The sequence below is a fragment of the Amycolatopsis ruanii genome (genome assembly GCF_003385175.1).
In the GTDB taxonomy this organism is placed as follows: Bacteria; Actinomycetota; Actinomycetes; order Mycobacteriales; family Pseudonocardiaceae; genus Amycolatopsis_E; species Amycolatopsis_E thermalba.
Genome location: NZ_PQHY01000010.1, coordinates 38,184 through 62,977, shown reverse-complemented (window position 1 = coordinate 62,977; position 24,794 = coordinate 38,184). Strand labels below are relative to the sequence as shown.

General features: G+C 71.8%; 21 protein-coding genes and 1 pseudogene. 9 read left to right on the top strand and 13 right to left on the bottom strand.

The genetic code is table 11. The annotated features are described in order from the left end of the window. Positions 1-51 precede the first annotated feature (51 nt). Positions 52-900: a trypsin-like serine peptidase gene (locus tag D0D28_RS07795; RefSeq protein WP_116110202.1), complete on the top strand. Its 849-nt coding sequence runs from the start codon at positions 52-54 to the stop codon at positions 898-900. Here the strand turns inward: D0D28_RS07795 and D0D28_RS07790 are convergent, their stop codons facing one another. Continuing rightward, on the bottom strand, positions 901-1,488 hold the full coding sequence (locus D0D28_RS07790) for a hypothetical protein (protein WP_116110201.1): 588 nt from the start codon (positions 1,486-1,488) through the stop codon (positions 901-903). A gap of 126 nt (positions 1,489-1,614) precedes the next feature. Here D0D28_RS07790 and D0D28_RS07785 point away from each other — a divergent pair, with 126 nt between their 5' ends. After that, positions 1,615-2,376, top strand: coding sequence for a MerR family transcriptional regulator (locus tag D0D28_RS07785; protein WP_094005602.1), 762 nt, complete (start codon positions 1,615-1,617; stop codon positions 2,374-2,376). Positions 2,377-2,466: 90 nt separating this feature from the next. Here D0D28_RS07785 and D0D28_RS07780 read toward each other — a convergent pair whose 3' ends face one another. Together D0D28_RS07780 and D0D28_RS07775 are read right to left on the bottom strand one after the other, a co-directional pair. After that, the gene (locus tag D0D28_RS07780; RefSeq protein ID WP_240323123.1) at positions 2,467-2,985 is read right to left on the bottom strand and encodes a hypothetical protein; all 519 of its coding nucleotides are present in this window, start codon (positions 2,983-2,985) and stop codon (positions 2,467-2,469) included. Positions 2,986-3,196: 211 nt separating this feature from the next. Further along, positions 3,197-5,491, bottom strand: coding sequence for a sodium-translocating pyrophosphatase (locus D0D28_RS07775; protein WP_116110199.1), 2,295 nt, complete (start codon positions 5,489-5,491; stop codon positions 3,197-3,199). A 244-nt stretch (positions 5,492-5,735) separates the two neighbouring features. On the opposite strand from D0D28_RS07775, the gene D0D28_RS07770 reads away from it, so the two are divergent. Continuing rightward, positions 5,736-8,483: a DEAD/DEAH box helicase gene (locus D0D28_RS07770; protein WP_430732354.1), complete on the top strand. Its 2,748-nt coding sequence runs from the start codon at positions 5,736-5,738 to the stop codon at positions 8,481-8,483. Here D0D28_RS07770 and D0D28_RS07765 read toward each other — a convergent pair. The 8 genes from D0D28_RS07765 to ssd form a co-directional block, all read right to left on the bottom strand. Next, positions 8,465-9,091, bottom strand: a complete 627-nt coding sequence (locus D0D28_RS07765; protein WP_094005598.1) for a bifunctional DNA primase/polymerase — start codon at positions 9,089-9,091, stop codon at positions 8,465-8,467. The two genes, D0D28_RS07770 and D0D28_RS07765, sit on opposite strands and share 19 nt — an antisense overlap. Positions 9,092-9,670: 579 nt before the next feature. After that, a complete protein-coding gene (locus D0D28_RS07760) occupies positions 9,671-10,033 on the bottom strand; it encodes an Rv3654c family TadE-like protein (protein WP_240323122.1) in 363 nt (120 codons plus the stop codon). A 109-nt stretch (positions 10,034-10,142) separates the two neighbouring features. After that, a complete protein-coding gene (locus tag D0D28_RS07755) occupies positions 10,143-10,514 on the bottom strand; it encodes a TadE family type IV pilus minor pilin (protein WP_116110198.1) in 372 nt (123 codons plus the stop codon). Beyond that, positions 10,514-10,669: a DUF4244 domain-containing protein gene (locus D0D28_RS36615; RefSeq protein WP_255407901.1), complete on the bottom strand. Its 156-nt coding sequence runs from the start codon at positions 10,667-10,669 to the stop codon at positions 10,514-10,516. The genes D0D28_RS07755 and D0D28_RS36615 overlap by 1 nt, the downstream gene beginning before the upstream one ends. A 110-nt stretch (positions 10,670-10,779) precedes the next feature. Then, positions 10,780-11,361: a type II secretion system F family protein gene (locus tag D0D28_RS07745; protein ID WP_116110197.1), complete on the bottom strand. Its 582-nt coding sequence runs from the start codon at positions 11,359-11,361 to the stop codon at positions 10,780-10,782. Positions 11,362-11,422: 61 nt separating this feature from the next. Continuing rightward, a complete protein-coding gene (locus tag D0D28_RS07740; RefSeq protein WP_240323121.1) occupies positions 11,423-12,220 on the bottom strand; it encodes a type II secretion system F family protein in 798 nt (265 codons plus the stop codon). Continuing rightward, entirely contained in the window at positions 12,214-13,377 is a 1,164-nt protein-coding gene (locus D0D28_RS07735; protein ID WP_116110196.1) for a TadA family conjugal transfer-associated ATPase, read from the bottom strand. Before D0D28_RS07735 ends, D0D28_RS07740 begins: the two co-directional genes overlap by 7 nt. Further along, entirely contained in the window at positions 13,374-14,447 is a 1,074-nt protein-coding gene (gene ssd / locus D0D28_RS07730; RefSeq protein ID WP_116110195.1) for a septum site-determining protein Ssd, read from the bottom strand. The genes D0D28_RS07735 and ssd overlap by 4 nt, the downstream gene beginning before the upstream one ends. A 442-nt stretch (positions 14,448-14,889) precedes the next feature. On the opposite strand from ssd, the gene D0D28_RS07725 reads away from it, so the two are divergent. The 6 genes and pseudogenes from D0D28_RS07725 (at position 14,890) to D0D28_RS07700 (ending at position 22,927) form a co-directional block, all read left to right on the top strand. Beyond that, complete coding sequence (locus D0D28_RS07725) at positions 14,890-15,732, top strand: HAD family hydrolase (protein WP_116110194.1); 843 nt, start codon at positions 14,890-14,892, stop codon at positions 15,730-15,732. Positions 15,733-16,236: 504 nt separating this feature from the next. Beyond that, entirely contained in the window at positions 16,237-18,021 is a 1,785-nt protein-coding gene (locus D0D28_RS07720) for a glycoside hydrolase family 3 protein (RefSeq protein ID WP_167481533.1), read from the top strand. Continuing rightward, a complete protein-coding gene (locus tag D0D28_RS07715; protein ID WP_116110239.1) occupies positions 18,018-19,286 on the top strand; it encodes an exo-beta-N-acetylmuramidase NamZ family protein in 1,269 nt (422 codons plus the stop codon). The genes D0D28_RS07720 and D0D28_RS07715 overlap by 4 nt, the downstream gene beginning before the upstream one ends. A 7-nt stretch (positions 19,287-19,293) precedes the next feature. After that, positions 19,294-20,580, top strand: a pseudogene (locus D0D28_RS07710) (serine hydrolase domain-containing protein); the annotation flags it as partial. A 407-nt stretch (positions 20,581-20,987) separates the two neighbouring features. Then, entirely contained in the window at positions 20,988-21,980 is a 993-nt protein-coding gene (locus D0D28_RS07705; RefSeq protein WP_205413206.1) for a MurR/RpiR family transcriptional regulator, read from the top strand. A 23-nt stretch (positions 21,981-22,003) separates the two neighbouring features. Beyond that, on the top strand, positions 22,004-22,927 hold the full coding sequence (locus D0D28_RS07700) for an N-acetylmuramic acid 6-phosphate etherase (protein WP_094005589.1): 924 nt from the start codon (positions 22,004-22,006) through the stop codon (positions 22,925-22,927). A 493-nt stretch (positions 22,928-23,420) separates the two neighbouring features. Here D0D28_RS07700 and D0D28_RS07695 read toward each other — a convergent pair whose 3' ends face one another. Together D0D28_RS07695 and D0D28_RS07690 are read right to left on the bottom strand one after the other, a co-directional pair. Further along, entirely contained in the window at positions 23,421-24,146 is a 726-nt protein-coding gene (locus tag D0D28_RS07695) for an oxidoreductase (protein WP_116110192.1), read from the bottom strand. 97 nt (positions 24,147-24,243) lie between these two features. Continuing rightward, positions 24,244-24,738 (bottom strand): phosphoribosyltransferase, encoded by a 495-nt coding sequence (locus tag D0D28_RS07690; protein WP_116110191.1) that lies wholly within the window; start codon positions 24,736-24,738, stop codon positions 24,244-24,246. Positions 24,739-24,794: the final 56 nt, after the last annotated feature.

The following is a 24,794-nucleotide window of genomic DNA, read 5'->3' as shown; positions in this document are numbered from 1 at the left end:
GGACACACGCTGCGCGGGGCTTCTGAGTAGCCGTTCCGCTACGCTCCGCCTATGTTCCGCCGCCTGCTCACCGTTCTGGCCGTCCTGCTGACCGCTCCCGCACTGGCCGGGGTCAGCGCCGCGTCCGCCGCTCCCGCCGACGACTACAGCGGGATCGTCAAGCTCAGCAACTGCTCCGGGTCACTCGTCCGGCTGCCCCAGTCCGGTGAGTTCGACCGGGCGCTCGTCCTCACCAACGGCCACTGCCTGGAGTCGGGCATGCCGGAGGCGGGCGAGGTCCTGGTCAACCAGCCGGTCAACCGCAAGATGGTGCTGCTCGGCGGCGTCGGCCGCGAGCTGGGCCGGATCCGCGCCACGAAGCTCGTCTACGCCACGATGACCGACACCGACGTCGCGCTGTACGCCCTCGACTCGTCCTACCGGGAGATCGCCCGCGAGCTCGGCGGCCACCCGTTGACGCTCGCGGCCTCGCCGGCCGACGTGGGCACGCCGGTCAGCGTCGTCTCCGGTTTCTTCACCCGCACGTGGAACTGCTCGATCGAGCGGGTGGTGTACTCGGTGCGCGAGGCGGAGTGGACCTGGAAGGACTCGATCCGGTACGCCCCCGGCTGCGACACCATCCACGGCACCTCCGGCTCGCCGATCGTCGACCAGGGCAGCCGGCAGATCGTCGGCGTCAACAACACGGGCAACGACGACGGCGGGGTCTGCACGTTCAACAACCCGTGCGAGGTCGACGAGAACGGCGTGGTGTTCGCGCGGCGCGGCCTCACCTACGGCCAGCAGACCTACCGGATCCCGGCCTGCTTCGCGAAGAACAACCAGCTCAACCTGACGCGGGACGGCTGCATGCTGCCCAAGCCGGCCGCGCTGCCCGTTCCGGTGCCCATCCCCGCCTGATCAGACCGCCTGCCGGGCCGGTGCGTGCCGCGGCCACACCGGCTCGGCGCCCGGCGGGGGCATGCCGATCAGCTCGGCCAGCGTCGCGAGCCTGCGGCGGCCGGTGACCCGGACCGCCGGCCCACCGCCCTTCGGCCCGATCAGCTGCGCCGGCAGGCCGACCTGCCGGAACGCCTCGGCGAGCGGTTCGTGCGTGTCCGGCGCCCGTTCGTCGACGGCCAGCAGGTACCCCTGGACGCCGGGCCGTCCGGCCGCGAGCGCCCACAGCCGCAAGGCCGCACCGGTCAGCCGGAACCGTCCCGGCAGCGACTTCCCGTCGTCGTCCAGCCACGCCCTGGCCAGCCCGATCAGGTCGGACCGGAACGCGGTGCGGATCATCGGCCTGCCGTCCTCGGTGCGGCTCAGCTCGGCCGACACCCCGCGCCTGCCGAACTCGGCGGCCAGCACCCGCGCCCGCCACACCTCGTCCACCTCGACGGTGAGGCGGGCGGCCGTGCGCGCGAAGCCGGTGATCTGGCCCTGCCCGCACAGGACGCCGCTCAGGTCGGCGATGTCCGGGCCGCTCGCCTCCGCCGAGAAGAGCGACATCTGATCCACAGCGGACAGGGTAGAACACCCGTTCGATTTCCCGCGAGTCGTCGCGGAGAAAAAGTTCTTGAAGTTGACGCGGCGTCAACCTCTACCGTGGTTTTCACGGGCGAGAACGGAGACGAGATGGAGGAACCGCTGTCGATCGTCCAGGTGTCGAAGGCCTCCGGGGTGACCTCCCGGACCCTGCGGCACTACGACGACATCGGCCTGCTGCCACCGGCCTTCGCCGACACCAGTGGGAGGCGCTACTACCAGCGGGAACAGCTCATCCGGTTGCAGCAGATCCTGCTGCTGCGCGAGCTGGGCCTCGGCCTGGACACGATCGCGCGGATCCTCGACGGGTCCGTGTCCCGGGCGGAGGCGCTGCGGCTGCACCGGAGTTGGCTGCTGGCGGAGCGCGATCGGCTGGACCGGCTCGCCGACACCGTCGCCCGGACCATCGAAGAACTGGAAGGAGGGGAACACATGTCCGCCAAGGAACTGTTCGAGGGGTTTTCACCGCACTCGGAGAAGGCGAAGTGGCTGGCACAGGAAGCGGCCGAACGGTGGGGTGCGAACGCCCTGGCGTCGCACGAACGGAGCAAGCGCTGGTCGGACGAGAAGTGGGCCGAGGTCAAGCGGCAGGGCGGCGAGGCCGCCGAGCGTCTGGCCGAACTGGCCCGCGAGGGAGTGCCGGTCGACGACGAGCGCGTGCTCGACGCGGTCGCGGCGCACCGCGCCTGGCTGGAGAACTTCTGGACGCCGGACGCCGAGTCCTACACCGGCCTGGGCCGCCTGTACCGCGACGACGAGCGTTTCCGCAGCCAGTACGAGGCCATCCAGCCCGGATTCGCCGAGTACCTGAGCGACGCCATGGCCGCCTACGCCCGCGCTCGCATGAGCTAGCGGGTCGAGGCGGAGCCAGTCCGGCTGCCACCCCGCCGAGCGCGCCCCGCGCCCTGGCCCGGACCACCAACGGAGTTGCGCACTGCTCGTCTAGCGGGGCGTCGCGGTCACCTGCACGGTGAGCTGACGGCACACCGGGGCGTGCGCGACCGCGGTGGCCAGCTCGGGCACGGCGTCGAAGCGGTTCAGCAGGTCGAGGCGGGCCACCTCGTCCAGCGGGCCGTGCGCCTGCCCGAGCGTGGCCTCGTCGATGGCGCCCGGCTCGGTCGAATCGAGCCGCTGCCGGGCGGCGGAGGCGCGGTCCCGCACGCCCTGGAAGTCGGTCACGGCCTGGGCACGCACCTGGTCACCTCCGGGCACCGGGGACGGCGGCAGCTCGTTGAGCCCGTCCAGTGCCCGGTCCAGGCCGTTGATCACCGATCCGAGCAGCTCGCTCGACGTGCGCACGGCGCGCTGCGGGCTGCTCGGGTCCACGCTCGGCATGGTCACCAGCCCCTGGACCAGCGAGCCGACCGCGACGCAGTAGTCGTCGGCCCACCGCGCGGCGGCGTCCTGCAGCTGGACCTCCTCCCGCGACAGGCCGGGCCCACCGGGCTCGACGTTTCTCACGGGTTGCTGGCCGCATCCGGAAAGGCCCACGCAGAGCCCGGTCAGTACCACCAGGAACACGGACTTCCCGGGCCGCACCCACACACCTCCAGCTGCCGACGCGAAGCTCTTTCCCGACCGTACCGAGACGATTGCGGATCGCAACCGCCGGGCATGGAAAAGGCCGGGCCCGTCACGCTGCGTGCGCGACGAGCCCGGCCTTCGCGGGAAATCAGGCGGTCTTCGCCGGGGTGGCGTCCTCGCTCGGCGTCTCGGTCATGACACTCGCGCGGCGCTTCGACACCACGATCGCGGCGACGATGATCGCCACCGCCACCAGCGAGATCGCGATCCGCACACCGGCGGAGGCGTCCGGCCCGATCGAGAACTGCACGACGGCGGGCGCGATCAGCACCGAGACCAGGTTCATCACCTTGATCAGCGGGTTGATCGCCGGGCCCGCGGTGTCCTTGAACGGGTCGCCGACGGTGTCGCCGATGACCGTCGCGGCGTGCGCCTCGGAGCCCTTGCCACCGTGGTGGCCGTCCTCGACCAGCTTCTTCGCGTTGTCCCAGGCGCCACCGGAGTTGGCCAGGAAGATCGCCATCAGGGTGCCGGTCGCGATCGCACCGGCCAGGTAGCCGGCCAGTGCGCCGGTGCCGAGGCCGAAGCCGACGGCGATCGGGGCGAACACCGCGAGCAGACCCGGGGTGGCCAGCTCACGCAGCGAGTCGCGGGTGACGATGTCGACGACCTTGCCGTACTCGGGCCGCGTGGTGCCCTCCATGATCCCCGGGATGTCGCGGAACTGGCGGCGCACCTCGTACACCACCGCGCCCGCGGCGCGGGACACGGCGTTGACCGCGAGACCGGAGAACAGGAAGACCACCGCGGCGCCGATGATCACGCCGACCAGCGTGTTCGGGCTGACGATCGTGTCCACGAACGACTTCACGCCGGCAGCGGACTCGCCGATGTCGGCCAGCGCCTTGGAGATCGAGTCCTGGTAGGACCCGAACAGCGCGGTCGCGGCCAGCACGGCGGTCGCGATCGCGATGCCCTTGGTGATCGCCTTGGTGGTGTTGCCGACCGCGTCCAGCTCGGTCAGGATCTGCGCGGCGTCCTCGTCGACCTCGCCGGACATCTCCGCGATGCCCTGCGCGTTGTCCGAGACCGGGCCGAAGGTGTCCATCGCGACGATGACACCGACCGTGGTCAGCAGGCCGGTGCCGGCCAGCGCGACCGCGAACAACGCGATCGTGCCGCCCAGCAGGTAGGCGCCGAACACCGCCGCGCCGATCACCAGCGCGGTGTAGACGGCCGACTCGAAACCGACCGAGATGCCGGACAGGATCACCGTCGCCGCACCGGTGCGCGAGGTCTCCCCGACGTTCTTCACCGGGCCGTGCTCGGTGCCGGTGTAGTAGCCGGTGAGCTTGAGGATGACGCCGGCCAGCACGATGCCGATGACCACCGCGACGAACGCGATCAGCGCCGGGTTGCCGTCGATGCCGGCCTGGTCCGGGCCGAACTCGGCGAACGAGCCGGGCAGGTAGACGAACGCGGCGACCGCGCACAGCACGGCCGAGATGCCGGCCGAGATGTAGAACGAGCGGTTGATCGTGACCAGGCCGTTCTCACCGGAGCGGGCACGCGTGATGTAGACGCCGATAACCGCGGTGATGACACCGATGGCCGGCACGATCAGCGGGAACAGCAGACCGTCCACACCGAAGGCGGTGCTGCCCAGGATCAGCGCGGCGACCAGGGTCACCGCGTAGGACTCGAACAGGTCGGCGGCCATGCCGGCGCAGTCACCCACGTTGTCACCGACGTTGTCGGCGATGGTGGCCGCGTTGCGCGGGTCGTCCTCGGGGATGTTCTGCTCGACCTTGCCGACCAGGTCCGCGCCCACGTCGGCGGCCTTGGTGAAGATGCCGCCGCCGACACGCATGAACATCGCGATCAGCGCGGCGCCGAAGCCGAAGCCCTCGAGCACCTTCGGCGCCTGGCCGGTGTAGACGAGCACGACGACCGCGGCGCCGAACAGGCCGAGGCCGACGGTGAACATGCCGACCGCGCCGCCGGTGCGGAACGCGACGCGCATCGCCTTCTCCCGGCCGCCCGGCTCACGGGAGGCAGCGGCGACCCGCAGGTTGGCCCGCGTCGCCAGCCACATGCCGGTGTAGCCGATGAGGAACGAGAACACCGCGCCGACGAGGAAGAACAACGAGCGGCCGATGCGCTCGTTCCAGTCCTCCGCCGGGAGCGCGAGCAGCAGCAGGAACACCACGACCCCGAAGATCGAGAGGGTGTTGCGTTGCCGCTTCAGATACGCGGCCGCCCCTTCCTGCACGGCCTTGGCGATGTCCTGCATCTTCGTGGTGCCCTGGCCGGCGGCCAGCACCTCCTTGAGCAGGAACCAGCCGATGACCAGAGCGGCCAGGGCGATGACGGCGACCACGGCCGCGATGCCGTAGTCACCTCCGGAAAACTCGAGGCCCTCCGCGAGGGTCTGCCGGGACATCCGTCCTCCTGGAAACGTTCCTGTCGCCAGTGACAGCCCGCCTAGGGGAAGCCGTGCCGACGCTGGCATGGGATCTACACCACAAGTGGTGCCGGTTGCGGGGAGTGTATTGGTAATGGATCCGGCGCGGTCAGGGCGTCCCGTAACGATCACGCTCAGTGCATGTGAGCCTGCTCACGGTTCATGATCTTTTCACACGAGAACGGTTCTGTCGTACACGTGTGCGAAGCTGGGAAGCGTGGATGTGGTTGCGGGAACCGAGCGCGCGCGGCGGTTGCTGCACAGGGTCACCGCCGGGATCCGGGAGAACCCGGTGACCCACGTGGCCGATCTGCCGGCCCGCGAGGCGCGGCACACCGACTGGCCGTCGTGGGCGGATCCGCGCGTGGTGGATGCGCTGCGGTCGGGCGGGGTGGAGCGGCCGTGGGCGCACCAGACGGAGGCGGCGTCGCTGGCCTTCGCGGGGCGGCACGTCGTGGTGTCCACGGGCACGGCGTCGGGCAAGTCGCTGTGCTACCAGCTGCCGGTGCTGTCGACGCTGGCGTCCGACGACAAGGCGTGCGCGCTGTACCTGTCGCCGACGAAGGCGCTGGGCGCCGACCAGCTGCGGTCGGTGTCCGCTTTGGACATCCCGGGGGTGCGGGCGGCGTCCTACGACGGGGACACGCCGATGGCCGAGCGCGACTGGGTGCGGGCGCACGCGCGGTGGGTGTTCACGAATCCGGACATGCTGCACCGCGGAATCCTGGCCGCGCACTCGCGGTGGGCACGGCTGTTCCGGAAGCTGTCCTACGTCGTGATCGACGAGTGCCACAGCTACCGGGGCGTGTTCGGGTCGCACGTCGCGTTGTTGCTGCGGCGGCTGCAGCGGGTGGCGCGGCACTACGGGTCGTCGCCGGTGTTCATCCTCGCGTCGGCGACGACGGCGGAGCCGGGCGAGTTCGCATGCCGTCTGGTGGGCGCGGACTGCGTGCCGGTGGTCGAGGACGCGTCGCCGCGCGGGGCGCGGACAGTGGCGCTGTGGGAGCCGCCGCTGATGGAGGACCACCGGGGTGAGAACGGGGCGCCGGTGCGCCGGTCGGCCGGGGCGGAGGCGAGCCGGATCCTGGCGGAGCTGGTCATCGAGGGCGCGCGGACGCTGGCGTTCGTGCGGTCGCGGCGGGGTGCGGAGCTGACGGCGCTGGGCGCCCGGCGGTTGTTGTCCGAAGTGGACGGTGAGTTGCCTCGTCAGGTGGCGGCGTACCGGGCCGGGTTCCTGCCGGAGGAGCGGCGGGCGCTGGAGCGGGCGTTGTTGTCGGGCGAGCTCAAGGGCGTGGCGACGACGAACGCGCTCGAGCTGGGTGTGGACATCGCGGGGCTGGACGCGGTGGTGCTGGCGGGGTATCCGGGCACGCTGGCGTCGTTCTGGCAGCAGGCGGGCCGGGCCGGCCGGTCGGGTGACGACGCGCTGGTGGTGTTCGTGGCCCGGGACGATCCGCTGGACACGTACCTGGTGCACCACCCGGAGGCGGTGCTGGAGCGGCCGGTGGAGACGGCGGTGCTGGACCCGTCGAACCCGTACGTGCTGGCGCCGCAGCTGGCGTGCGCGGCGGCGGAGTTGCCGTTGACCACTGGCGAGCTGGAGACGTTCGGCGGCGCGGCGACGCGGGAGGTGCTGGACCGCCTGGTGGCGGACAGGTTGCTGCGGCGCCGGCCCAGCGGCTGGTACTGGACGTCGCGGGACCGCCCCCACTACGAGGTGGACATTCGCGGTTCGGGCGGCGAGCAGATCGCGGTGGTCGAGGCGGACACGTCGAGGCTGCTGGGAACGGTCGACCCGGGCTCGGCCTGCACGACGGTGCACCCGGGGGCCGTGTACCTGCACCAGGGTTCGTCGTACGTGGTGGACGAGCTGGACCTGGAGGCGGGCATCGCGCTGGTGCACGCGGAGGACCCGGAGTGGACGACGTCCGCCCGGGAGGTCGCGGACATCGCCGTGCTGAACACCCAGGAGCGCCTGGACTACGGCGGCGTGACGGTGTGCCTGGGCGAGGTCGCGGTGACTTCCCAGGTGGTGGGCTACCTACGACGCCGCCCGTCGGGGGAGGTGCTGGACCAGGTGGCGCTGGACCTACCGGCACAAACGCTGGAGACGCGGGCCGTCTGGTACACGATCAGCCCAGAGCTACTGGAAGCCGCCGCGCCCTCGGAAATCGCCGAAGCGCAGGAGGACACCAGCGCCCCGGAAGCCAACGGGACGCGGGAAGGCCCCAACTCTCAAGAAGCCGCCTCCGAAATTGCCGACGCGCGGGAGGTCACCAGCGCCAGCGCGGCGCGGAAATTCTCCAACGCCCGCCTCGTCGCCGGTGCGCGGGAAGCCGCCGCGCCGCCCGTGGCTGCCGGAGCGCAGGAGGTCGCCGTGCCGGAGGAGGCCGCCGTGCCGGAGGAGGCCGCCGGGGTGAGAGAAGTCGCCATCACCCGCGTAGTCACCGGAGCGCAGGAGGCTGTGCCATCGAAGTTCACCGTGCCGCCGGAGCCCGCCGGGGCGCGGGAGGTCGGCGGGGCGCGGGAGGTCGGCGGGGCGCCGGGGGGCGCCGGTCTGGATCCGGCGCGCATCCCCGGCGCCCTGCACGCCGCCGAGCACGCGGCGATCGGCCTGCTACCGCTGTTCGCTACGTGCGACCGGTGGGACATCGGCGGCGTCTCAACCGCGTTGCACGCTGACACCGGGGAGGCGACGGTGTTCGTGCACGACGGCCATCCCGGAGGCGCGGGATTCGCCGATCGCGGTTTCGCTGCTGTTGTCCCCTGGCTGGCCGCTACGCGGGAGGCCATCATCTCCTGCGAGTGCCCGGCGGGATGCCCGTCCTGTGTGCAGTCACCGAAGTGCGGGAACGGTAACGACCCACTGGACAAGGCGGGGGCGGTGGCCGTGCTGGAAACCGTGCTCGGGGCGGTGAGTCGTCACAGTGCCCGGCACGACCACGGGGTGGCTCAGGCTGCGGCGAACTGACCGGCGCCGACGAGGGCGGTCCGGTCGGAACCCCGCTGGTCGAGAGCGCGGGCGAGCACGGAGTGCACGGCCTTGGCGGACGGCAGCCGCCAGCCCCACACGTCCGGCTTGACCCGCCAGTGCACGACACCGTGCTGGAACGGCGTGGGCGGGAGCGGAATCCAGCTGCCCTGGCCGTGCCAGCGGACCTCGCCGTCGGTGGCGAGCTCCTCCGGAATGCGGTCGGCGACCGTGGTCAGGAACAGCCAGCGACCGTCGGGCGTCGCGACGATCGGCGCGGGGTGGCCGGTGGCACGGAGCAGCCGGGCGGCGCGCTTGCCCAGTTCATCCGGGACCTCGACGGCGTCCAGCACGGTGCCGGTCGCGACGAGCAGGCTGTACGGCTGACCGGTCCACCAGCCGGCCACCTCGTTGGGGTGGGCGCCGAGCCGGTCGGCCCAGTCCTCGTGGACGGGCACCGGGCCGGTCCAGGAGCCCTCGGCGTCCGCCTGCGCCGGAAAGGTGCCGGGCAGCACCGGCCACCCGTGCCAGGCGAGACCGATGGCCTCCGCACGTAGCTCGATGCGGAAGGCGCCCCGCCAGCTGTCCGACCAATCCGTGTCCAACATTTCCGTCCACAACTCCTTGCTCGTTCCACCGCTCCGGGTGGCTGTCTGATGTCCAATAAACGGCAAGTTGCAAAGTGCCGGAACCCGCCGCGCGACAACCGGCCGCTCCGAGGCGACGAGCGTCGAGCACCTGCTCGGCCCGGCCGAACGCCGCTCGGCCGGTGCGGCCGGACGACGAGCGGCCGGCCGCACTGATCGTCAATCGTGATCTCCAGCACACGTTTCTCCTGCGTACCAACGGTTTCCGGCCCGGGGTCACCGCTCGCCCCGACCACGCCCCGTGACCGCTCGGCGCGCGAGGGCGACCGCCCAACCTCCGACGGTGCACCTACCGTTCGGCGCGGAACCGACCGTTCGTCGCAGCGACGCCCACCAAGCCCCCTGCGACGTCCGGCACGAACCGGCCCTTCCGGACCGGGCATGAAGTCACCACGCGGCCCCGCTGGGCCAGCCGGCGGAGGTGATCACGGGTCCGCCCGTCAATGCCGGCCCATGAGCCGCCGCCGTCCAGGCTTGCGCCGCCTGCCCGCCAGGGGCCGAGCACCGGCCCGGCCAGCCGTGTTCCGCAGGAGCCCGACCTCAGGGACCGGCACGGGCCCGCCCCACGGCCGAGCCGAGCCCGGTGTCGACAACCACCTCGACGAGGGCGTCCCACCCCTCGAAGCGGCAACTCACCACCCGAGCCCCCATCCGCTCGGCGACCCAGCGGGCCCGCCCACAGGCGAGGTCGGTCCCGTGCCCGACCTGCCCGGCGGCCGCGAGGGCAGCGAGGTCCGCCGCCCCACCAGCCCGATGCCGGGCAATCGCAGCCGAACCGAGCCCCCACAGCAACCCCGCGACGACCACCAGCGCGGCGATGGCGCAGGCGGCCCAGACGGTCGCCGCGCCCCGGTCGTTCCGTAGCCGGGGTGCGTGGGCCGCGTGTGCCTGCCCAGGCGGCACCCGTACCTCCCTCGGGCAGGGCCATCCGGAAGGCCGGTCCGGGGCAGCACCTCCGCCCCGACTGGTCGTTCTCGTTCGAGGGGTGACCATGCTCGCCGGGTGGATCAGGTCAGGGAGGCGCATCGGCGGCTCCCGGTTCGAGGACGGCGAACGCATTGGCTGTCAGGTGGAGGCCGGGGAGGGGCCCGCCCGCCGGTGCGGCCCGGACTTCCACCGTGATGCTGTCGCCCTCCGTCTTCACCGAGAGCGATGCGCCGGGTGGGGCGATCTGCTCGACCGCCTGCGCGGCCAGCTGCGGTTCGCCCCGGGCGAGGAGGCGTGCGGCCTCCCGGGCGGCATCGGTGCAGCGGAGCTGGTTTGCGATGGCCGTGAAGCCTGCGAGCACCAGTCCGACCACCACGGCCAGGGCGCACAGTGCGATCGCCGCTTCGACGGTCACCGCACCTCGGTCCCCCGGACCGGCTCGGGGACGGGTGGTCATCAGAACTCCGCCGTCAGCGCTTGCTCGACCAATCCCGTCAACGCCGCGACCACCGAGTCGCCGGTGACCACGGAATACAACAACGCACCGAAAGCCGCGGCCGCGATCGTGCCGATCGCGTACTCAGCGGTGCTCATACCGCCGTCATCGGTCACGATCGGGCGGAACCAGCGGCGCCACCACCGAGGGCGAGCCGGGGCGGCGTGGCGGCCGGTGGGCTTGGAGCGGAACAACACGAGAATTCTCCTTTGTCTGTCGTGGACGGTCAGAACACGTTGAGGCGTCCGGCCAGGCCGAGAACCACGGGGACGACCCCGAGGCACACGAAGGCCGGGAGAAAGCAGAGCCCCAGCGGGCCGGCGATCAGCACGCCCGCACGCTGCGCCCGCGCCTCGGCCCGGCCGCCGAGGGAGGCACGGATTCCCCGGGCGAGGCCGGTGGCTGCGTCGGCGAGGGTGGTTCCGCTGCGCGCGGTCCGCTTGGCCGCGCGAGCGAACTCAGCGGTGCCCGGGCAGTCGAGTGCGGGCGCCCACGCCTCGGTCGCGTCGGCGCCGAGTTCGAGCAGACCGGCTGTGGCACGGAGGGCATCTGCTTCCGGACCTGTCACGTCGTCGGTAACGGCGCGCAGTGCGGCAGGCACGGGTTGCCCGGACCGCAGGCACGCGGCGAGCAGGTCCCACGTCGCGGCGAGGTCGAGAGGATCACTCCTCGGCCGGCGCGTGCGGATCCGGGCAGGCGCGCGCGGCGACGGGAAGAGGTGGGCCAGCCGCAGACCGGGGACTGGCCTCCCCGGCAGGGTCAGCAAGGCCGCGCCGAGCAATGCGACCACGACGGCGGCCGTGCTCATCGCCGTGCTCCTCGGCTCGTGAACGGAGGCGGCAGTGCTGCGCCCACAGTGGTAGATGCGCTCATCGCGGTGCTCCTCGTTTTGTGAGGTGGGCGCTCCAGGCGCTGCCCGCGACGATCAGCGCGGCGCCGAGCAGGAGGAGTGCGTTGCCGCTGCTGGTGGCGAACAGGACGTGGACCGGGTGAGTGCCCATTCCCTCGCCGAGCAGCAGGCCGAAACCGGGTAGGGTGGCGAGGACCATCGCGCTCGCGCGGGGGCCGGACATCGCCGCCTCTGCCTGGCTGGTGAACCTCAGCTCCGCGGTGATGTCCTGGCGGGCCGCATCGAGCAGGTCGGCCAGTGGGAGTCCGTGCCGTTGGCTCAGCGACCACGCCCGCACCAGTCGCGCCCGGGCCGCGGACAACGGCTCGACCGTCGGGATCGTGGCCAGCGTTTCCGCGAGGTTCCCGCCGAAGCGCGCGGCACCGGCCACCGCTTCGAGGATCTCCGCGACCGGACGGGGTGCGTCGGCCGCGGCGGACTCGGCGGCCAGTGCGGGCGGGGCGCCGGCCCGGAGGTCCACCACCATCGCGTGCAGCGCCTCGGCCATCGCGCGCCGCATCGCCAGGCCGGACTTCGATCGCCGGCGCGCGTGCCAGTGGCGCCAGCCGGCCCAGCCGAGCAGAGCACCCGTCGCCCACACCATCGGCGGCATGACGAACAGCAGTGGCATCAGCCCGAGCGCGAAAGCTTTCCGCGGCTTCGGCAATCCGCGGCGTCTCACCGACGGTGCGAGCGCGCGCAGCCGGGCGACCGTGCCCCGCACCGGGGGCCAGCACAAGGCGGCCGCCGCCGCGCAGGCCAGAGAGTGCGTCAGCACGGCCCACCTCCGTGCGGCAGCAACGCGGAGAACAGCACCCGCCGCTTGGTCCACCCGCCGTCCTGCCACACCGGAAGCACGCGGACATCTCCGTTGTCGCTCCGGCTCAGCACACCGACCTCGCCCAGCTCCCGTTGTCCCGACGAGGACCGGCGCATGTGCAGCACGACCTGGACCGCGGCGGCGAGCTGGCTGTGCAGAGCCGAGCGGGACAGGCCACCGAGGGCGGCAAGCGCTTCCAGGCGGGCGGGCACCTCCGCCGTCGAGTTGGCGTGCAGCGTTCCGGCACTCCCGTCGTGACCGGTGTTCAACGCGCTGAGAAGTTCGCAGACCTCCTGGCCGCGCACCTCGCCGACCACGAGCCGGTCGGGCCGCATCCGCAGCGCCTGGCGCACCAGGTCCCGCAGGCTGACCTCGCCGGCGCCCTCGACGTTCGGCGGCCGCGCGGTCAACCGCACGAACTGCGGGTGCGCGGGCTGGAGTTCGGCCGCGTCCTCGACGCACACGATCCGTTCGGCCGGGGACACCGCCCCGAGCATCGCCGCGAGCAGGGTGCTCTTGCCCGCGCCGGTGCCACCGGTGACGAGGAAGGCGAGCCGGGCGGCGACCACCGACTCGACCAGTTCCGCGCCCTCGGCCCCGAACGTGCCCAGCTCGCGCAACGCGGCCAGGTCGTGCACAGCGGGACGAAGGATCCGCAGCGACACACACGTCCCGTCCGCCGCGATCGGTGGCAGCACGGCGTGCAGCCGCACCCGGCCGTGCGGTCCGAGGCCCGGGAGCCAGCCGTCGACGTAGGGCTGGGCGTCGTCGAGCCTTCGCCCGGCGGCCAGCGCCAGCCGCTGCGCAAGACGGCGCACTTGCTCCTCGCCGGAGAAGTGGACGTCAACGCTGCGCAAGCCGTCCGAGCCGTCCACCCACACCTCGTGCGGGCCGGTGACCAGCACATCGGTGACGCCGGGCAGGGCGAGCAGCGGTTCCAGTGGACCGGCACCGGCCAGCTCCTGCCGGATCAGCCGCAGGGCGTCGAGCAATTCCGTGTGCCCGACCGGACGTCCGGCCTCGGCGCGGACCGCCTCCGCCACCATCACCGGGTCCGTGCCGGCACCGGCGCCGGCCAGCCGGTGCCGCACCCGTTCGACCAGCTCGGTGTTCATGCCGCCAGCACCTGCTTCGTCTGGGCCTGCGCCAGGATCAGCCGCGCGGTCTCCAGCAGCGCACCACGTGGTCGCGGAGCGAAGTTGCCCCGCTCGATCTCCCGGTCCAGCTGGCGCTCGGCCGCCATGGACGTCAGCAGGGGTAGCCCGACAGCCCCGGCCGCGACGCCCGGCTCGAGGTCGCCCGGCGCCGGTCCGCGCACGACCAGCCGCACACGGCCGGCCGGATCACCCAGCTGCTTCACCACCCGCCGGGCCGCCAGGCAGGCTCGCATCTCCGCCGGGATCACCACGACCACCAGGTCGGCTCGTGCGATGACCGCCAGGCCCGGCCCGTCCAGGTGGCGCGGCAGATCGCACACCACCGTCCGCCCGGCCCGGCGCCCGGCCTCGACCACCGCCGCCGCGCCTTGCCCGGTCGGCCCGTCACCGTTGCGGTGGCAGGACAGGAACGGCAACCGCACACCGCGGTACCGGAACTCGGGCAGTGACTTCAGCAGCGCGGGCATCGACAGCCGCCCGGCTCCGGGCCGCAGCTCGGGCCAGCGGAGCCCCTCGGTGTTCTCGGCGCCGAGCAACGCGTCGATGCCGCCGGCCAGCGGATCGCAGTCCACCAGCAGCGCGCCGGGATCGGTGCGGCACGCGGCCAGCGCGGTGGCCGCCGCCAGGACGGACGCCCCGGCACCACCGCGACCGCCGAGCACGCCGATGATCCGCCCGCCCGGTAGCCCCGGCCCGTCGACGACATCGGCGAGCGCCGCGGCCAGCGTCGTCTCGTCCTCCGGCAGCGACACGACATCCTCGACACCGGCGCGGAAAGCGCGTTGCCAGGTGCGGGAATCCGGGGCGCCCTTGGTGACGAGCAGGACGCCCGGACGCCGAGGCAGCTCGACGTCACCGTCGACGGCTTGCTCGTCGACCAGCACCAGCGGCGCGTCCGGCCAGCGCGGCCGGGCGGCGAGCAGGTCGGGTGCGTGCTCGGTGTCGCAGCCCACGGCCGCGGCGACGCGCAGGATTTCGTCGAGCATGACCTCGTCGTGGGCGACGACGAGCGGTCGAGCGTGGTCCATGACGGCCCCCAGGAGTGATCGGTGATTGACCTGACTCCACGGTCGTGCTCGCGCCATGCCGCGACAAGAAGCTCCGGCGCCGCCTGTGGACAACTGGGGTCATGTGGACAACTCGCGCCCGGAACGGCTCGGGCGAGCGGGATCGTCGGTGCGCGGTGGCAGAATCCGCGCGCGCGCGAAGAAAAGGGGCGACCCCCGCCAGGGGGGAGGGGCGGGGGTCGCCGAGGGTTCAGCCCCGGGGGGTTGGACTGAACCGCCGGTGGGAACACCGGATGCGCTCCACTGTAACTCCGCGAACCGGCCCGGAACTCCTCCCGCAGCGCCCACAATTCGGTAACGGCACCGGCAATCGATTTCCCGGGGGGCAACGAATTTCCGACCGGGCGACACCATTGGTGGTCACCTCACCGCCTGCCGGCCGGTCTCCTCCTATCCTGAAGCCGTGGCAGAACCTCCCACCTCGCCGCCGAGCGAACAGCGCGCCGCGACCGGAACCGGTGTCGCGGCCTTCTTCGACCTGGACAAGACGATCATCGCCTCCTCCAGCGCGCTGGCCTTCAGCAAGCCGCTGCTGCGCGAGGGGCTGATCAGCAAACGAGCGGCGCTGAAGAGCGCGTACGCGCAGTTCGTCTTCTCGCTCTCCGGCGCGGACGAGGACCGGACCGAGCGGATGCGCGCCGAGATCTCCGCGTTGTGCGCGGGCTGGGACGTCGCCCAGGTGCGGGCGATCGTCAACGAGACGCTGCACGACATCGTCGACCCGCTCGTCTACGCCGAGGCCGCCGAGCTGATCGCGTGGCACCAGTCGGAGGGCCACGACGTGATCGTGCTGTCCGCCGCCGGCGACGAGGTGGTGACCCCGATCGCGACGATGCTCGGCGCGACCGGCAGCGTCGCGACGAGAATGGCCGTGGTGGACGGCCGCTATTCCGGCGAAATCGCGTTCTACTGCTACGGCGAACAAAAAGCGGTGGCCGCGAAACAATTGGCCGCGGAAAACGGGTACGACCTCGCCGCGTGTTACGCCTATTCCGATTCCAGCACGGACGTCCCGCTGCTGGAGACGGTCGGGAAGCCGCACGCGGTGAACCCGGACCGCCTGCTCCGCCGGACCGCGCTCGAGCGGGGCTGGGCGGTTCTGGAGTTCACCAAGCCGGTGTCGCTGCGGAGCCGCTTCCCCGCGCCGTCACCAGCGACTTTGGCGGTCGGCCTCGGCCTCGGTGCGGTCGCCGCCGCGGGCGTGACCTGGTACGGCCTGACGCGCAAACGCCGTGGGGGAGCATAGAAGTCTAGTCGCTCAGGGTGCCCGCATCACCGGATCGAGCGTCTGTACCGGTGCACCCGTCCAACCCCTTGAAGTGACGGCGGTCACTGGGTAGAAAGTGAAGTGCGGACGTCGTTCGGCCAAGGATGAGACGAAGAGAAGTCTCGTTCCTCCCCGAAGACCTCCGTGCGCGGACTCCGGGCACCCACGCGCAGCGCGCCGCGGGAGGCTTGTCGTCGAGGGACTGCGTACCGGGACGCCGGACGCCGAGTCCACGTAGGTACGACATGAGTTGCAGCTTGGTCACCCGAGCAGTCCGCGCGGGCGGGCGCCGCTAGCGATGTCGCTGCGGCGCCCGCGCATTTTTATGTCCAGGGGATTAGCCCGCCAGAGTGATAGCGGCTGAAAGACACTTTCGGGCTCCTCCGAAAGTAAGGCAGTCGTTGACCAGCTCCGGAGTGACTGAGTAGCTTCCCCCAATGCCGGCTCCATCCGCCGGTGATCATCTTCAGGGGAGGTTTCGCGATGCGCCGGAGGGTTCATGTGCTTGCCGCGATCGTCGTGGGTGTTCTCGGCGTGAGCGCGGTCAGCGCTGCCTCCGCCGCACCCGGCGGGCGGCAGGAGGGCTGGGCCGAGCAGACGCTGCGGCGGATGTCGCTCGAGGAGAAGGTGGGGCAGCTCTTCGTAGCCGACGTCTGGGGCAAGTCCGCGGACCAGGCCGCCGAGGGCAACCGCACGAAGTACGGCGTCGACACGGCCGCGGAGGTCGTCCAGCGCTTCCACCCGGGCGGCGTCATCTACTTCAACAACTCCGGCACCGACAACGTGGATGACCCGGCGCAGGTCGCGCGCTTCTCGAACGGGCTGCAGCGGGCCGCGCTCGCCTCGGGCGCGAAGGTTCCGCTGATCGTCTCGACGGACCAGGAGGGCGGCCGGGTCACGCGCATCGCCGCACCGGCCACGGAGTACCCGTCCAACATGGCCGTGGGTGCCGGACGCAGCGCCGAGGACGCGCGGACGCTGGCCACGGTGAACGGTCACGAGCTGCGGGCGATGGGCATCAACCAGGACTTCGCGCCGGACGCGGACGTCAACTCCAACCCGCTCAACCCGGTCATCGGCACCCGGTCGTTCTCCGCCGATCCGGCGCTGACCAGCGAGCTGGTGGCCGCCGAGGTCGACGGCTACCAGAACTCCGGGCCGGCGACGGAGACCGTCTCGGCGGCGGCCAAGCACTTCCCCGGCCACGGTGACGCGGCCACGGACAGCCACACCGGTCTGCCCGTCATCAACCGGACCGAGGACCAGTGGCGGCAGATCGACCTGCCGCCGTTCCGGGCGGCGATCGACGCGGGGACCGACGTGATCATGTCCGCGCACATCACCGTGCCCAGCCTCGACCCGTCCGGCGAGCCCGCGACGCTGTCCAAGCCGATCATCACCGGGATCCTCCGCGACGAGCTGCACTACGACGGGGTGGTCGCCACCGACTCGCTGCAGATGGCCGGGGTGCGGCAGCTGCACAGCGACGCGGAGATCCCGGTACTGGCCCTGGAGGCCGGGGTCGACCAGATGCTGATGCCGCCGGACCTCGGGCTGGCCGTCAACAGCGTGCTCGACGCGGTCAAGAACGGGCGGCTCACCGAGGAGCGGATCGACCAGAGCGTGCTGCGGATCCTCAAGCTCAAGGACAAGCGCGGCATCGTCGCCAGCCCGCTGGTCAACACACGGGCCGTGAAGCAGGTCGTCGGCAGCGCGGCCAACCGCGACAAGATCCAGGCCCTCACCGACCGCACGACCACGGTGCTCCGCAACGACGCCGGGCTGCTGCCCCTGCGCGATCCCGGTAAGGTCCTGGTCACCGGCTGGAACAACCCGAACTACCCCGGCTACCCGGCGGAACCGGTGCGGGCGCTGGCCGAGCGGCTCGGCGGCACGGCCGTCTCGACGGGCGCCAAGCCGACCGCGGCCAAGATCGCCGATGCGGTCGCGGCGGCCGGCGAAGCGGACACGGTCGTCGTCCTGACCAACGGCCTGCGCAGCGACACCGGCCAGGGTGACCTCGTGCGTGAACTGCTCGCGACCGGGAAACCGGTGGTCGCCGTGAGCATCCAGGAGCCGTACGACCCGGGCTACGCCGACGTACCGACCTGGGTGGCGACGTACGACTGGCGGGATGTGACGATGGCTTCGCTGGCCAAGGTGCTCAAGGGTGAGATCGCACCACAGGGCAAGCTGCCCGTCGACGTACCGGCGGGCGACGACGCCGGCCAGATCCGCTATCCCTTCGGCACAGGACTGACATGGTGAGGCTCAACCGGCGCGGGTTCCTGGTCACCGGCGCCCTCGCGACACCCCTGCTGACCGGCGGGTCCGCCCTCGCGGAACCGGTGCCCGCCATCCCGTCCGGGGCCCGTGGACCGGTGGTCACCGGCGCCGACGCCCTCGCCCGCCAGGGCTGGCGCTCGCTGGCCGGGCGCAAGGTCGGGGTGCTGTCGAACCCGACGGGTGTGCTGGAGAACGGCGATCACGTCGTCGACTCGATGATCGCCGCGGGGGTCCGGCCGGTCGCCGCGTTCGGGCCGGAACACGGGTTCCGCGGCAGCGCCCAAGCCGGCGGCTCGGAGGGCGACTACACCGATCCGCGCACCGGCATCCCGGTGTACGACGCGTACGGCGCGGACGCGGCGAAGCTGGCCGGGATGTTCACCAAGGCCGGCGTGGACACGGTGGTCTTCGACATCGCCGACGTCGGGGCCCGCTTCTACACCTACATCTGGTCCATGTACACGGCGATGGCCGCCGCCGGCCGGACCGGGGCCGCCTTCGTCGTCCTCGACCGGCCGAACCCGATCGGCGGCAAGGCCTACGGCCCGATGCTGCACCCGAAGTTCGCCTCCGGCGTCGGGCTCAAACCGATCGTGCAGCAGCACGGCATGACCGTCGGCGAGCTGGCGAAGTACTTCGCCGCCGAGTTGCTGCCCGCCGAGGGCGTGCGGCTGGCCGACCTGCAGGTGGTGCAGGCCGAGGGCTGGCGCCGGGACACGTTCTTCGCCGGCACCGGGCTGACCTGGACGCCGCCGAGTCCCAACATGCCGACCGCGGACACCGCGCTGGTCTACCCGGGCACGGGCATGTTCGAGGGCACGGTGTTCTCCGAGGGACGCGGCACGACCCGGCCCTTCGAGATCATCGGCGCGCCCGGTATCGACTGGCGGTGGCGGGACGAGCTGACGGCGCTCGGGCTCGCGGGTGTGCGGTTCCGGGAGACCTACTTCGTGCCGACGTTCAGCAAGTTCGTGAACCAGACCTGCGGCGGGGTGCAGCTGACGGTCACCGACCCGGCCGCGTTCGACGCCATCCGCACCGGGGTCGCCATGCTGGTGACGGCCAAGAAGCTGCACCCGGACATCTTCGCCTGGCGCGCGGACAACGGGATCGACAAGCTGACCGGCTCCGACCGGGTGCGGACGATGGTCGACCGCGGCGCCGGTGTGGACGAGATCGTCGGGTCGTGGCAGGCCGAGCTCGACGAGTTCACCGCCCGCCGCCGGCCCCATCTGCTCTACTGGTGAGGCCGGCATGCGAACGGGCAAACTACTGGTCGCGGCGGTGCTGACCGTTTCCGCCCTGACCGTTCCCGGAGCGAGTACCACCATCACCGAGCAGGCCTACACCGGGCGGATCGACCGCCCGCAGTACGAGTTCGCACCGCCCGACACGGTGCTGCGTCCGGGGCTGCCCGGCGACGTCGGGCTCGATTCCGGGCCCCTGCGGGCCGCCGAGCAGTTCCTGGCCGACTGGACCAAGCCGGACCCGGCCACCGGACACCCGCACTTCTCCGGCGCGGCCGGGATCCTCGGGCACAACGGGGTGGTCGTCGCCGAGACCGCGGCCGGCTGGGCGCTCCGGTACGCCGACGCCGCGGGCACGGAGCTGCCGCCCGAACAGCAGGTCCCGATGCGCGCCGACACGATCTTCGACATGGCCTCGATCACGAAGCTGTTCACCTCGCTCGCGGTGATGCAGCTCGTCGAGGACGGCAAGGTCGCGCTGGACCGGCCGGTCGCCGAGTACCTGCCCGAGTTCGCGGCGAACGGCAAAGAGTCCGTTACCGTGCGGCAGCTTCTCACCCACACCTCGGGCTTGGCGGCCGACCCGCGCCCGTCGCTGTGGCAGGGCTACCCGGACATCCCGTCCCGGCGGAAGGCCGTGCTCGACAGCCCGCTGAAGAACCAGCCAGGGTCGACGTACCTCTACTCGGACATCAACCTGATGACGCTCGGTTTCCTCGTCGAGCGGATCAGCGGGCAGCCGCTCGACGCCGTGGTGCGGGACCGGATCACACAGCCGCTCGGGATGACCGATACGACGTTCAACCCGCCCGCCGAGAAGCTCGACCGGATCGCGGCCACCGAGTTCCAGGCGGATCCGCCGCGGGGCGTGGTCCGTGGCCAGGTCCACGACGAGAACGCGTGGGCGCTCGGCGGAGTCTCCGGTCACGCCGGCATCTTCTCGACGGCGCCGGACATGGCGGTGCTCGCGCAGGCCATCCTCAACGGCGGCGCCTACCGCGGCGCCCGGATCCTGCGCCCGGAAACGGTGCGGGACATGCTGACCGACTACAACCAGGCGTTCCCCGGTCACGCTCACGGCCTCGGGTTCGAGCTGGACCAGCGGTTCTACATGGGTGCGCTGTCCTCGCCCACCACCGCGGGCCACACCGGCTTCACCGGCACGTCGCTGGTCATCGACCCGGTGTCGCGGTCGTTCGCCATCCTGCTGACCAACCGCGTTCACCCGACGCGGAACTGGGGTTCGATCAACCCGGCCCGAGAGAAGTGGGCGAGCGCGCTGGCCGAAGCGATGTAGCGCCGGCTGTAGGGAGATTTACCCGCGGCCGGACAGGTGATCTTCCGGCCGGCGACGCGCCACGCATAGCCGAGCGGTGGGCGAGTAACCAGCACGAACGAATTTCGGACACCAGCGTCCGTCACGCAGAGCTACCTATCGGCTGCTCCATTGGTAGTGAAAGTGGCCAGACTCGCGTCATACCATCGAGGCGGGCAAGTCCCTATCACTGAGACGCGAGCGGGAGCCACCGACGATCGCCGGCTGTTTCGGGAACCACAGGAAGTTGCCAAGTCGTTAACTTGATGACGTTAACAACCACGACGTAGTTGGCGACTTTCCGGGCAACTGAGTCACCGCAGCTCGGCCGTGCAGGGGCGGACGAGTTGCGATCATCCCTAAGGATGTGGGTAACCTTGTCTCAAATGCCTACGGTTAGTAACTTTCCCACGGATCTGGATACCGATTCCGTAACCGAGCGGGCACCGAACGAGATCGGTTCGGCCGCTCGCGAGTCCGAAACCAGTCCTCTGGTCCGGATCCGTTCGCTGCTGCCCGGCCTGGCCCGAGCTGAACAGCGCGTAGCCAAGGTCGTCCTCGATGACCCGTCCGCAGTAGCGCGCCGCTCGATCACCGAGGTCGCCCTGGCCGCAAGCACCAGCGAGACCACGGTGACCCGGTTCTGCAAGGCCGTGGGCGTAGGCGGATACCCGCAGCTGCGCATCGCGCTGGCCGCTGACACCGCCCGCTCCGAGGCGCGGTCCACCCGCAACCTGGGTGGCGAGATCGCCGTGGACGACGACCTGGCCGCGGTGGTGGGCAAGGTCAGCTTCGCCGACGCGCGCGCCGTCGAGGAAACCGCTGAGCAGCTCGACATCGCGACCCTGCAGCGCGTGATCGACCTGCTCGCCGACGCCGGCCGGACCGACGTCTACGGCGTGGGCGCGAGCGCTTTCGTCGCCGCCGACCTGCAGCAGAAGCTGCACCGCATCGGCCGCGTGTGCTTCGCCTGGTCGGACACCCACATCATGCTGACCTCGGCCGCGGTGCTGGGCGCCGGCGACGTCGCCATCGGCGTCTCGCACACCGGCGCGACCACCGACACCGTCGAGGCGCTGCGGGTGGCCCGCGAGCACGGCGCGACCACCGTGGCGCTGACCAACTTCCCGCGCTCGCCCATCACCGAGGTCGCCGACTACGTCCTGACCACCGCCGCCCGCGAGACGACCTTCCGCTCGGGCGCGACGGCGAGCCGGATCGCCCAGCTCACGGTCATCGACTGCCTGTTCATCGGGGTTGCCCAGCGCCACATGGACAGCGCGTCCGCCGCGCTGGAAGCCACTCGCGACGCCGTCGGCGGCCACCGCCTCGGCGTGCGACCGGACGGCCGGAGGCGTCCGCGAGAGACCGGAAAGTGAGCACGAAGGAAACGGTGAGACGCATGATGACGGTGCCCAGTCAGGTGGTCCACGTCGATTCCCCGACCGAGCAGCGCAACCCCCGCACCACCGAGATCGACCGGATGTCGACGCTCGGCATCCTGACCACGATCAACGACGAGGACCGCCGGGTCCCCGACGCGGTCGCCAAGGTCCTGCCCCAGCTGGCGGACGCGGTCGATCTCGCGGTGGAGGCGTTGCGCACCGGCCATCGTGTGCACTACGTCGGCGCGGGCACGTCCGGCCGGCTGGCGACGCTGGATGCCGCTGAGCTGGTGCCGACGTTCAACGTGCCTGCCGACTGGTTCGTCGCGCACCACGCGGGCGGCGACCGGGCGCTGCGCGAGGCGGTCGAAAACGCCGAGGACGACGCTGCGGCGGGCGCCGCGGAAATGGCGGCTTCGGTCCGGGCGGGCGACTTCGTGCTGGGCCTGACCGCGTCCGGTCGCACCCCGTTCGTGCTGGGCGCGCTGCAGGCGGCCGGGCGGCTCGGCGCGTCGACCGGGCTGGTGTCGGGCAACGCGCGTGCGGTGCGGCCGGCCGGGGTCGACGTGTTCATCGCGGTGGACACCGGGCCGGAGGTCATCGCGGGGTCGACGCGGATGAAGGCGGGCTCGGCGCAGAAGATCCTGCTGACCGCGTTCTCCACGGCCACGATGATCAAGCTCGGCCGGACGTACTCGAACCTGATGGTCAGCCTGCGGGCGACCAACGCGAAGCTGCGCGGCCGGACCCTGCGGATCCTGATGGAGGCGACGGGCGCGGACGAGCGGGAGGCCGCCGAAGCCCTCGCCGAGGCCGACGGTGACCTGAAGGTCGCGCTGGTGCACCTGCTGTGCGGTGTCGACGCGGCGACGGCGGCCGCGATGCTGGCCGCGAACGGCGGGCACGTGCGGGAGGCGCTGCTCGCCTGCGCGACGACCTGAGGTCGCGCGGTCCCGGGGAGGTGCGCTGGGAGCGTCGCACGTCCCCGGAATCACGCGACTGCGCCCGTGGGTGAGGCTGGCTGGGGCGTGGCCGGCAGCTGTTCGGCCACGCGTGCCGGCTCCGTGGATCGGCCAGTGCCGATGGCCTGCGGCATTGCGGGGGCCGGTGGGCCGCGGAACAGCAGCCTCCGCCGGTGGGCAGCCACCGGCACCGGCTCGCGCACGGCGCGGCAGAGACGTCGGCAGCCCGCGGCCAGGACACCCTGGACAGGCCGGCGGCCAACCGCGCGCACCGAGCAGGCCGGCGCCTCTACAGTCACAGCCAGATCAGCCGACATCTGGGGCAGGCCAACGGCCCCGGCCCGCGCACCGAACAGCCCACCACCCCGGAAACCACCGCCAGGCAAGCCACCAGCCGGGGCGGGCCGACGACCAGCCAACCGCCCCGGTCCCCGCGTCGAACAGCCCGCCGCCGCGGCAACCGCGGTCAGGGTCAGCCGGCGGCGTCGGCGATGCTCTTGGCCTCTCGGGCGCCTGCTTCGAGCGCTTCGCAGCTGAAGAGGAGCCACTCGCGGACTCCGGTGGGCCTTCCGGTCGCGAAGGCGGCCGCCGCCTCCTCGTACCGGGCCGCTCGGCGGAAGAACGCCACCTCGGGCACGCTCAGGCCCTTCGGGTCGACGCCGGTCGCCGTCATGGTCAGGCGGGCGGCGGCGCGGGCCAGCACGCCGTCCGCCGTGCCGAACGGGCGCAGGCTCAGCAACTCACCGTGCACGACGGCCGTCAGCACCGCGCCCGGCACCGATGTCACGCCCGTGACCAGCTGCGTCAGCAGGTCCAGGCGGGCCCCGGCAGCCGGACCGGGACGGCCCAGCGCGTTCTGGTCGCCCACCAGATCAGCGGCCGCCAGGACGTGCATCCGCGCCAGTGCCTGTCGCGGGGCGCGGCGCCACGTCGGCAGCAGCGACTCACTCGCCGAGGCGACCCGCAGCGCGCCCGCCAGGATCGGGTCCTTCACCTCGGCCTCCGCCGGGATCTCCGGGTCCGCGCCGTCCAGCGCGGCGGACGCGCGGGCGGCCCGGACGGACGCCTCGGCCGCCGTGGCGGAGCCGCCGCGCAGGTTCACCGGGAGCCGGTGCACCGCGAAGACCGCGTCCTGCGCCTTCTTCGCCGCTTCGGCCACGCCCTCCAGCTCGAGCAGGGGCGCCAGTGGGTCGCTCATGCCGCCGGCACCTCCCGCGCCACCTCGGCGGCACCATCCAGCCCCGGCACCACACGACCAGCATCCGCCGCCCCGGCGACACCATCCAACCGGCCACTCACGCGTCCAGCACCTGCCCCTCGCGGCGGATTACCGGTGGCTGTTTCGACCAGGCGAAGTTGATCCACCGGTCCGTGCGGCGCCACACGTACTCGCACTTCACCTCTGACCAGGGCTTTTCGTACACCACCGCGCAGCGCACGTCCGCGACGTGGTCGGCGCAGAAGTCGCGCACCAGCTTGAGCGTCGCGCCCGTGTCGGCGACGTCGTCGGCCACCAGGACCTTCGCGCCGGTCAGGTCCACGGCGTTGGGCACCGGCGGCAGCATCACCGGCAGCTCCAGCCGCTCGCCGACGCCGGTGTAGAACTCGACGTTCATGACGTGCAGGTTCTTCACGTCGAGCGCGTAGCCGAGCGCGCCGGCGACGAACAGCCCACCGCGGGCGATGGACAGGACCACGTCCGGCTCGTAACCGCTGTCCGCGACCTGCTGGGCGAGCTCCCGGCTGGCCGAACCGAACAACTCCCAGGTGAGCTCTTCCCGCTCAGCCACTCGGACCTCCTTCGACGCGTACCGGGAGCATATGAGGCGACCGAGTGGACCTTGAA

What these genes read in the sequence shown, in the direction of transcription:
- D0D28_RS07785 (WP_094005602.1), top strand. Translation starts at nt 1,615, where the DNA reads ATGGAGGAACCGCTGTCGATCGTCCAGGTGTCGAAGGCCTCCGGGGTG.
- ssd (WP_116110195.1), bottom strand. Translation starts at nt 14,447, where the DNA reads ATGGACCACGCTCGACCGCTCGTCGTCGCCCACGACGAGGTCATGCTC.
- D0D28_RS07790 (WP_116110201.1), bottom strand. Translation starts at nt 1,488, where the DNA reads ATGTCGCTCTTCTCGGCGGAGGCGAGCGGCCCGGACATCGCCGACCTG.
- D0D28_RS07755 (WP_116110198.1), bottom strand. Translation starts at nt 10,514, where the DNA reads ATGACCACCCGTCCCCGAGCCGGTCCGGGGGACCGAGGTGCGGTGACC.
- D0D28_RS07745 (WP_116110197.1), bottom strand. Translation starts at nt 11,361, where the DNA reads ATGAGCACGGCCGCCGTCGTGGTCGCATTGCTCGGCGCGGCCTTGCTG.
- D0D28_RS07795 (WP_116110202.1), top strand. Translation starts at nt 52, where the DNA reads ATGTTCCGCCGCCTGCTCACCGTTCTGGCCGTCCTGCTGACCGCTCCC.
- D0D28_RS07695 (WP_116110192.1), bottom strand. Translation starts at nt 24,146, where the DNA reads ATGAGCGACCCACTGGCGCCCCTGCTCGAGCTGGAGGGCGTGGCCGAA.
- D0D28_RS07705 (WP_205413206.1), top strand. Translation starts at nt 20,988, where the DNA reads ATGCCTACGGTTAGTAACTTTCCCACGGATCTGGATACCGATTCCGTA.
- D0D28_RS07720 (WP_167481533.1), top strand. Translation starts at nt 16,237, where the DNA reads ATGCGCCGGAGGGTTCATGTGCTTGCCGCGATCGTCGTGGGTGTTCTC.
- D0D28_RS07765 (WP_094005598.1), bottom strand. Translation starts at nt 9,091, where the DNA reads ATGTTGGACACGGATTGGTCGGACAGCTGGCGGGGCGCCTTCCGCATC.
- D0D28_RS07700 (WP_094005589.1), top strand. Translation starts at nt 22,004, where the DNA reads ATGATGACGGTGCCCAGTCAGGTGGTCCACGTCGATTCCCCGACCGAG.
- D0D28_RS07775 (WP_116110199.1), bottom strand. Translation starts at nt 5,491, where the DNA reads ATGTCCCGGCAGACCCTCGCGGAGGGCCTCGAGTTTTCCGGAGGTGAC.
- D0D28_RS07735 (WP_116110196.1), bottom strand. Translation starts at nt 13,377, where the DNA reads ATGAACACCGAGCTGGTCGAACGGGTGCGGCACCGGCTGGCCGGCGCC.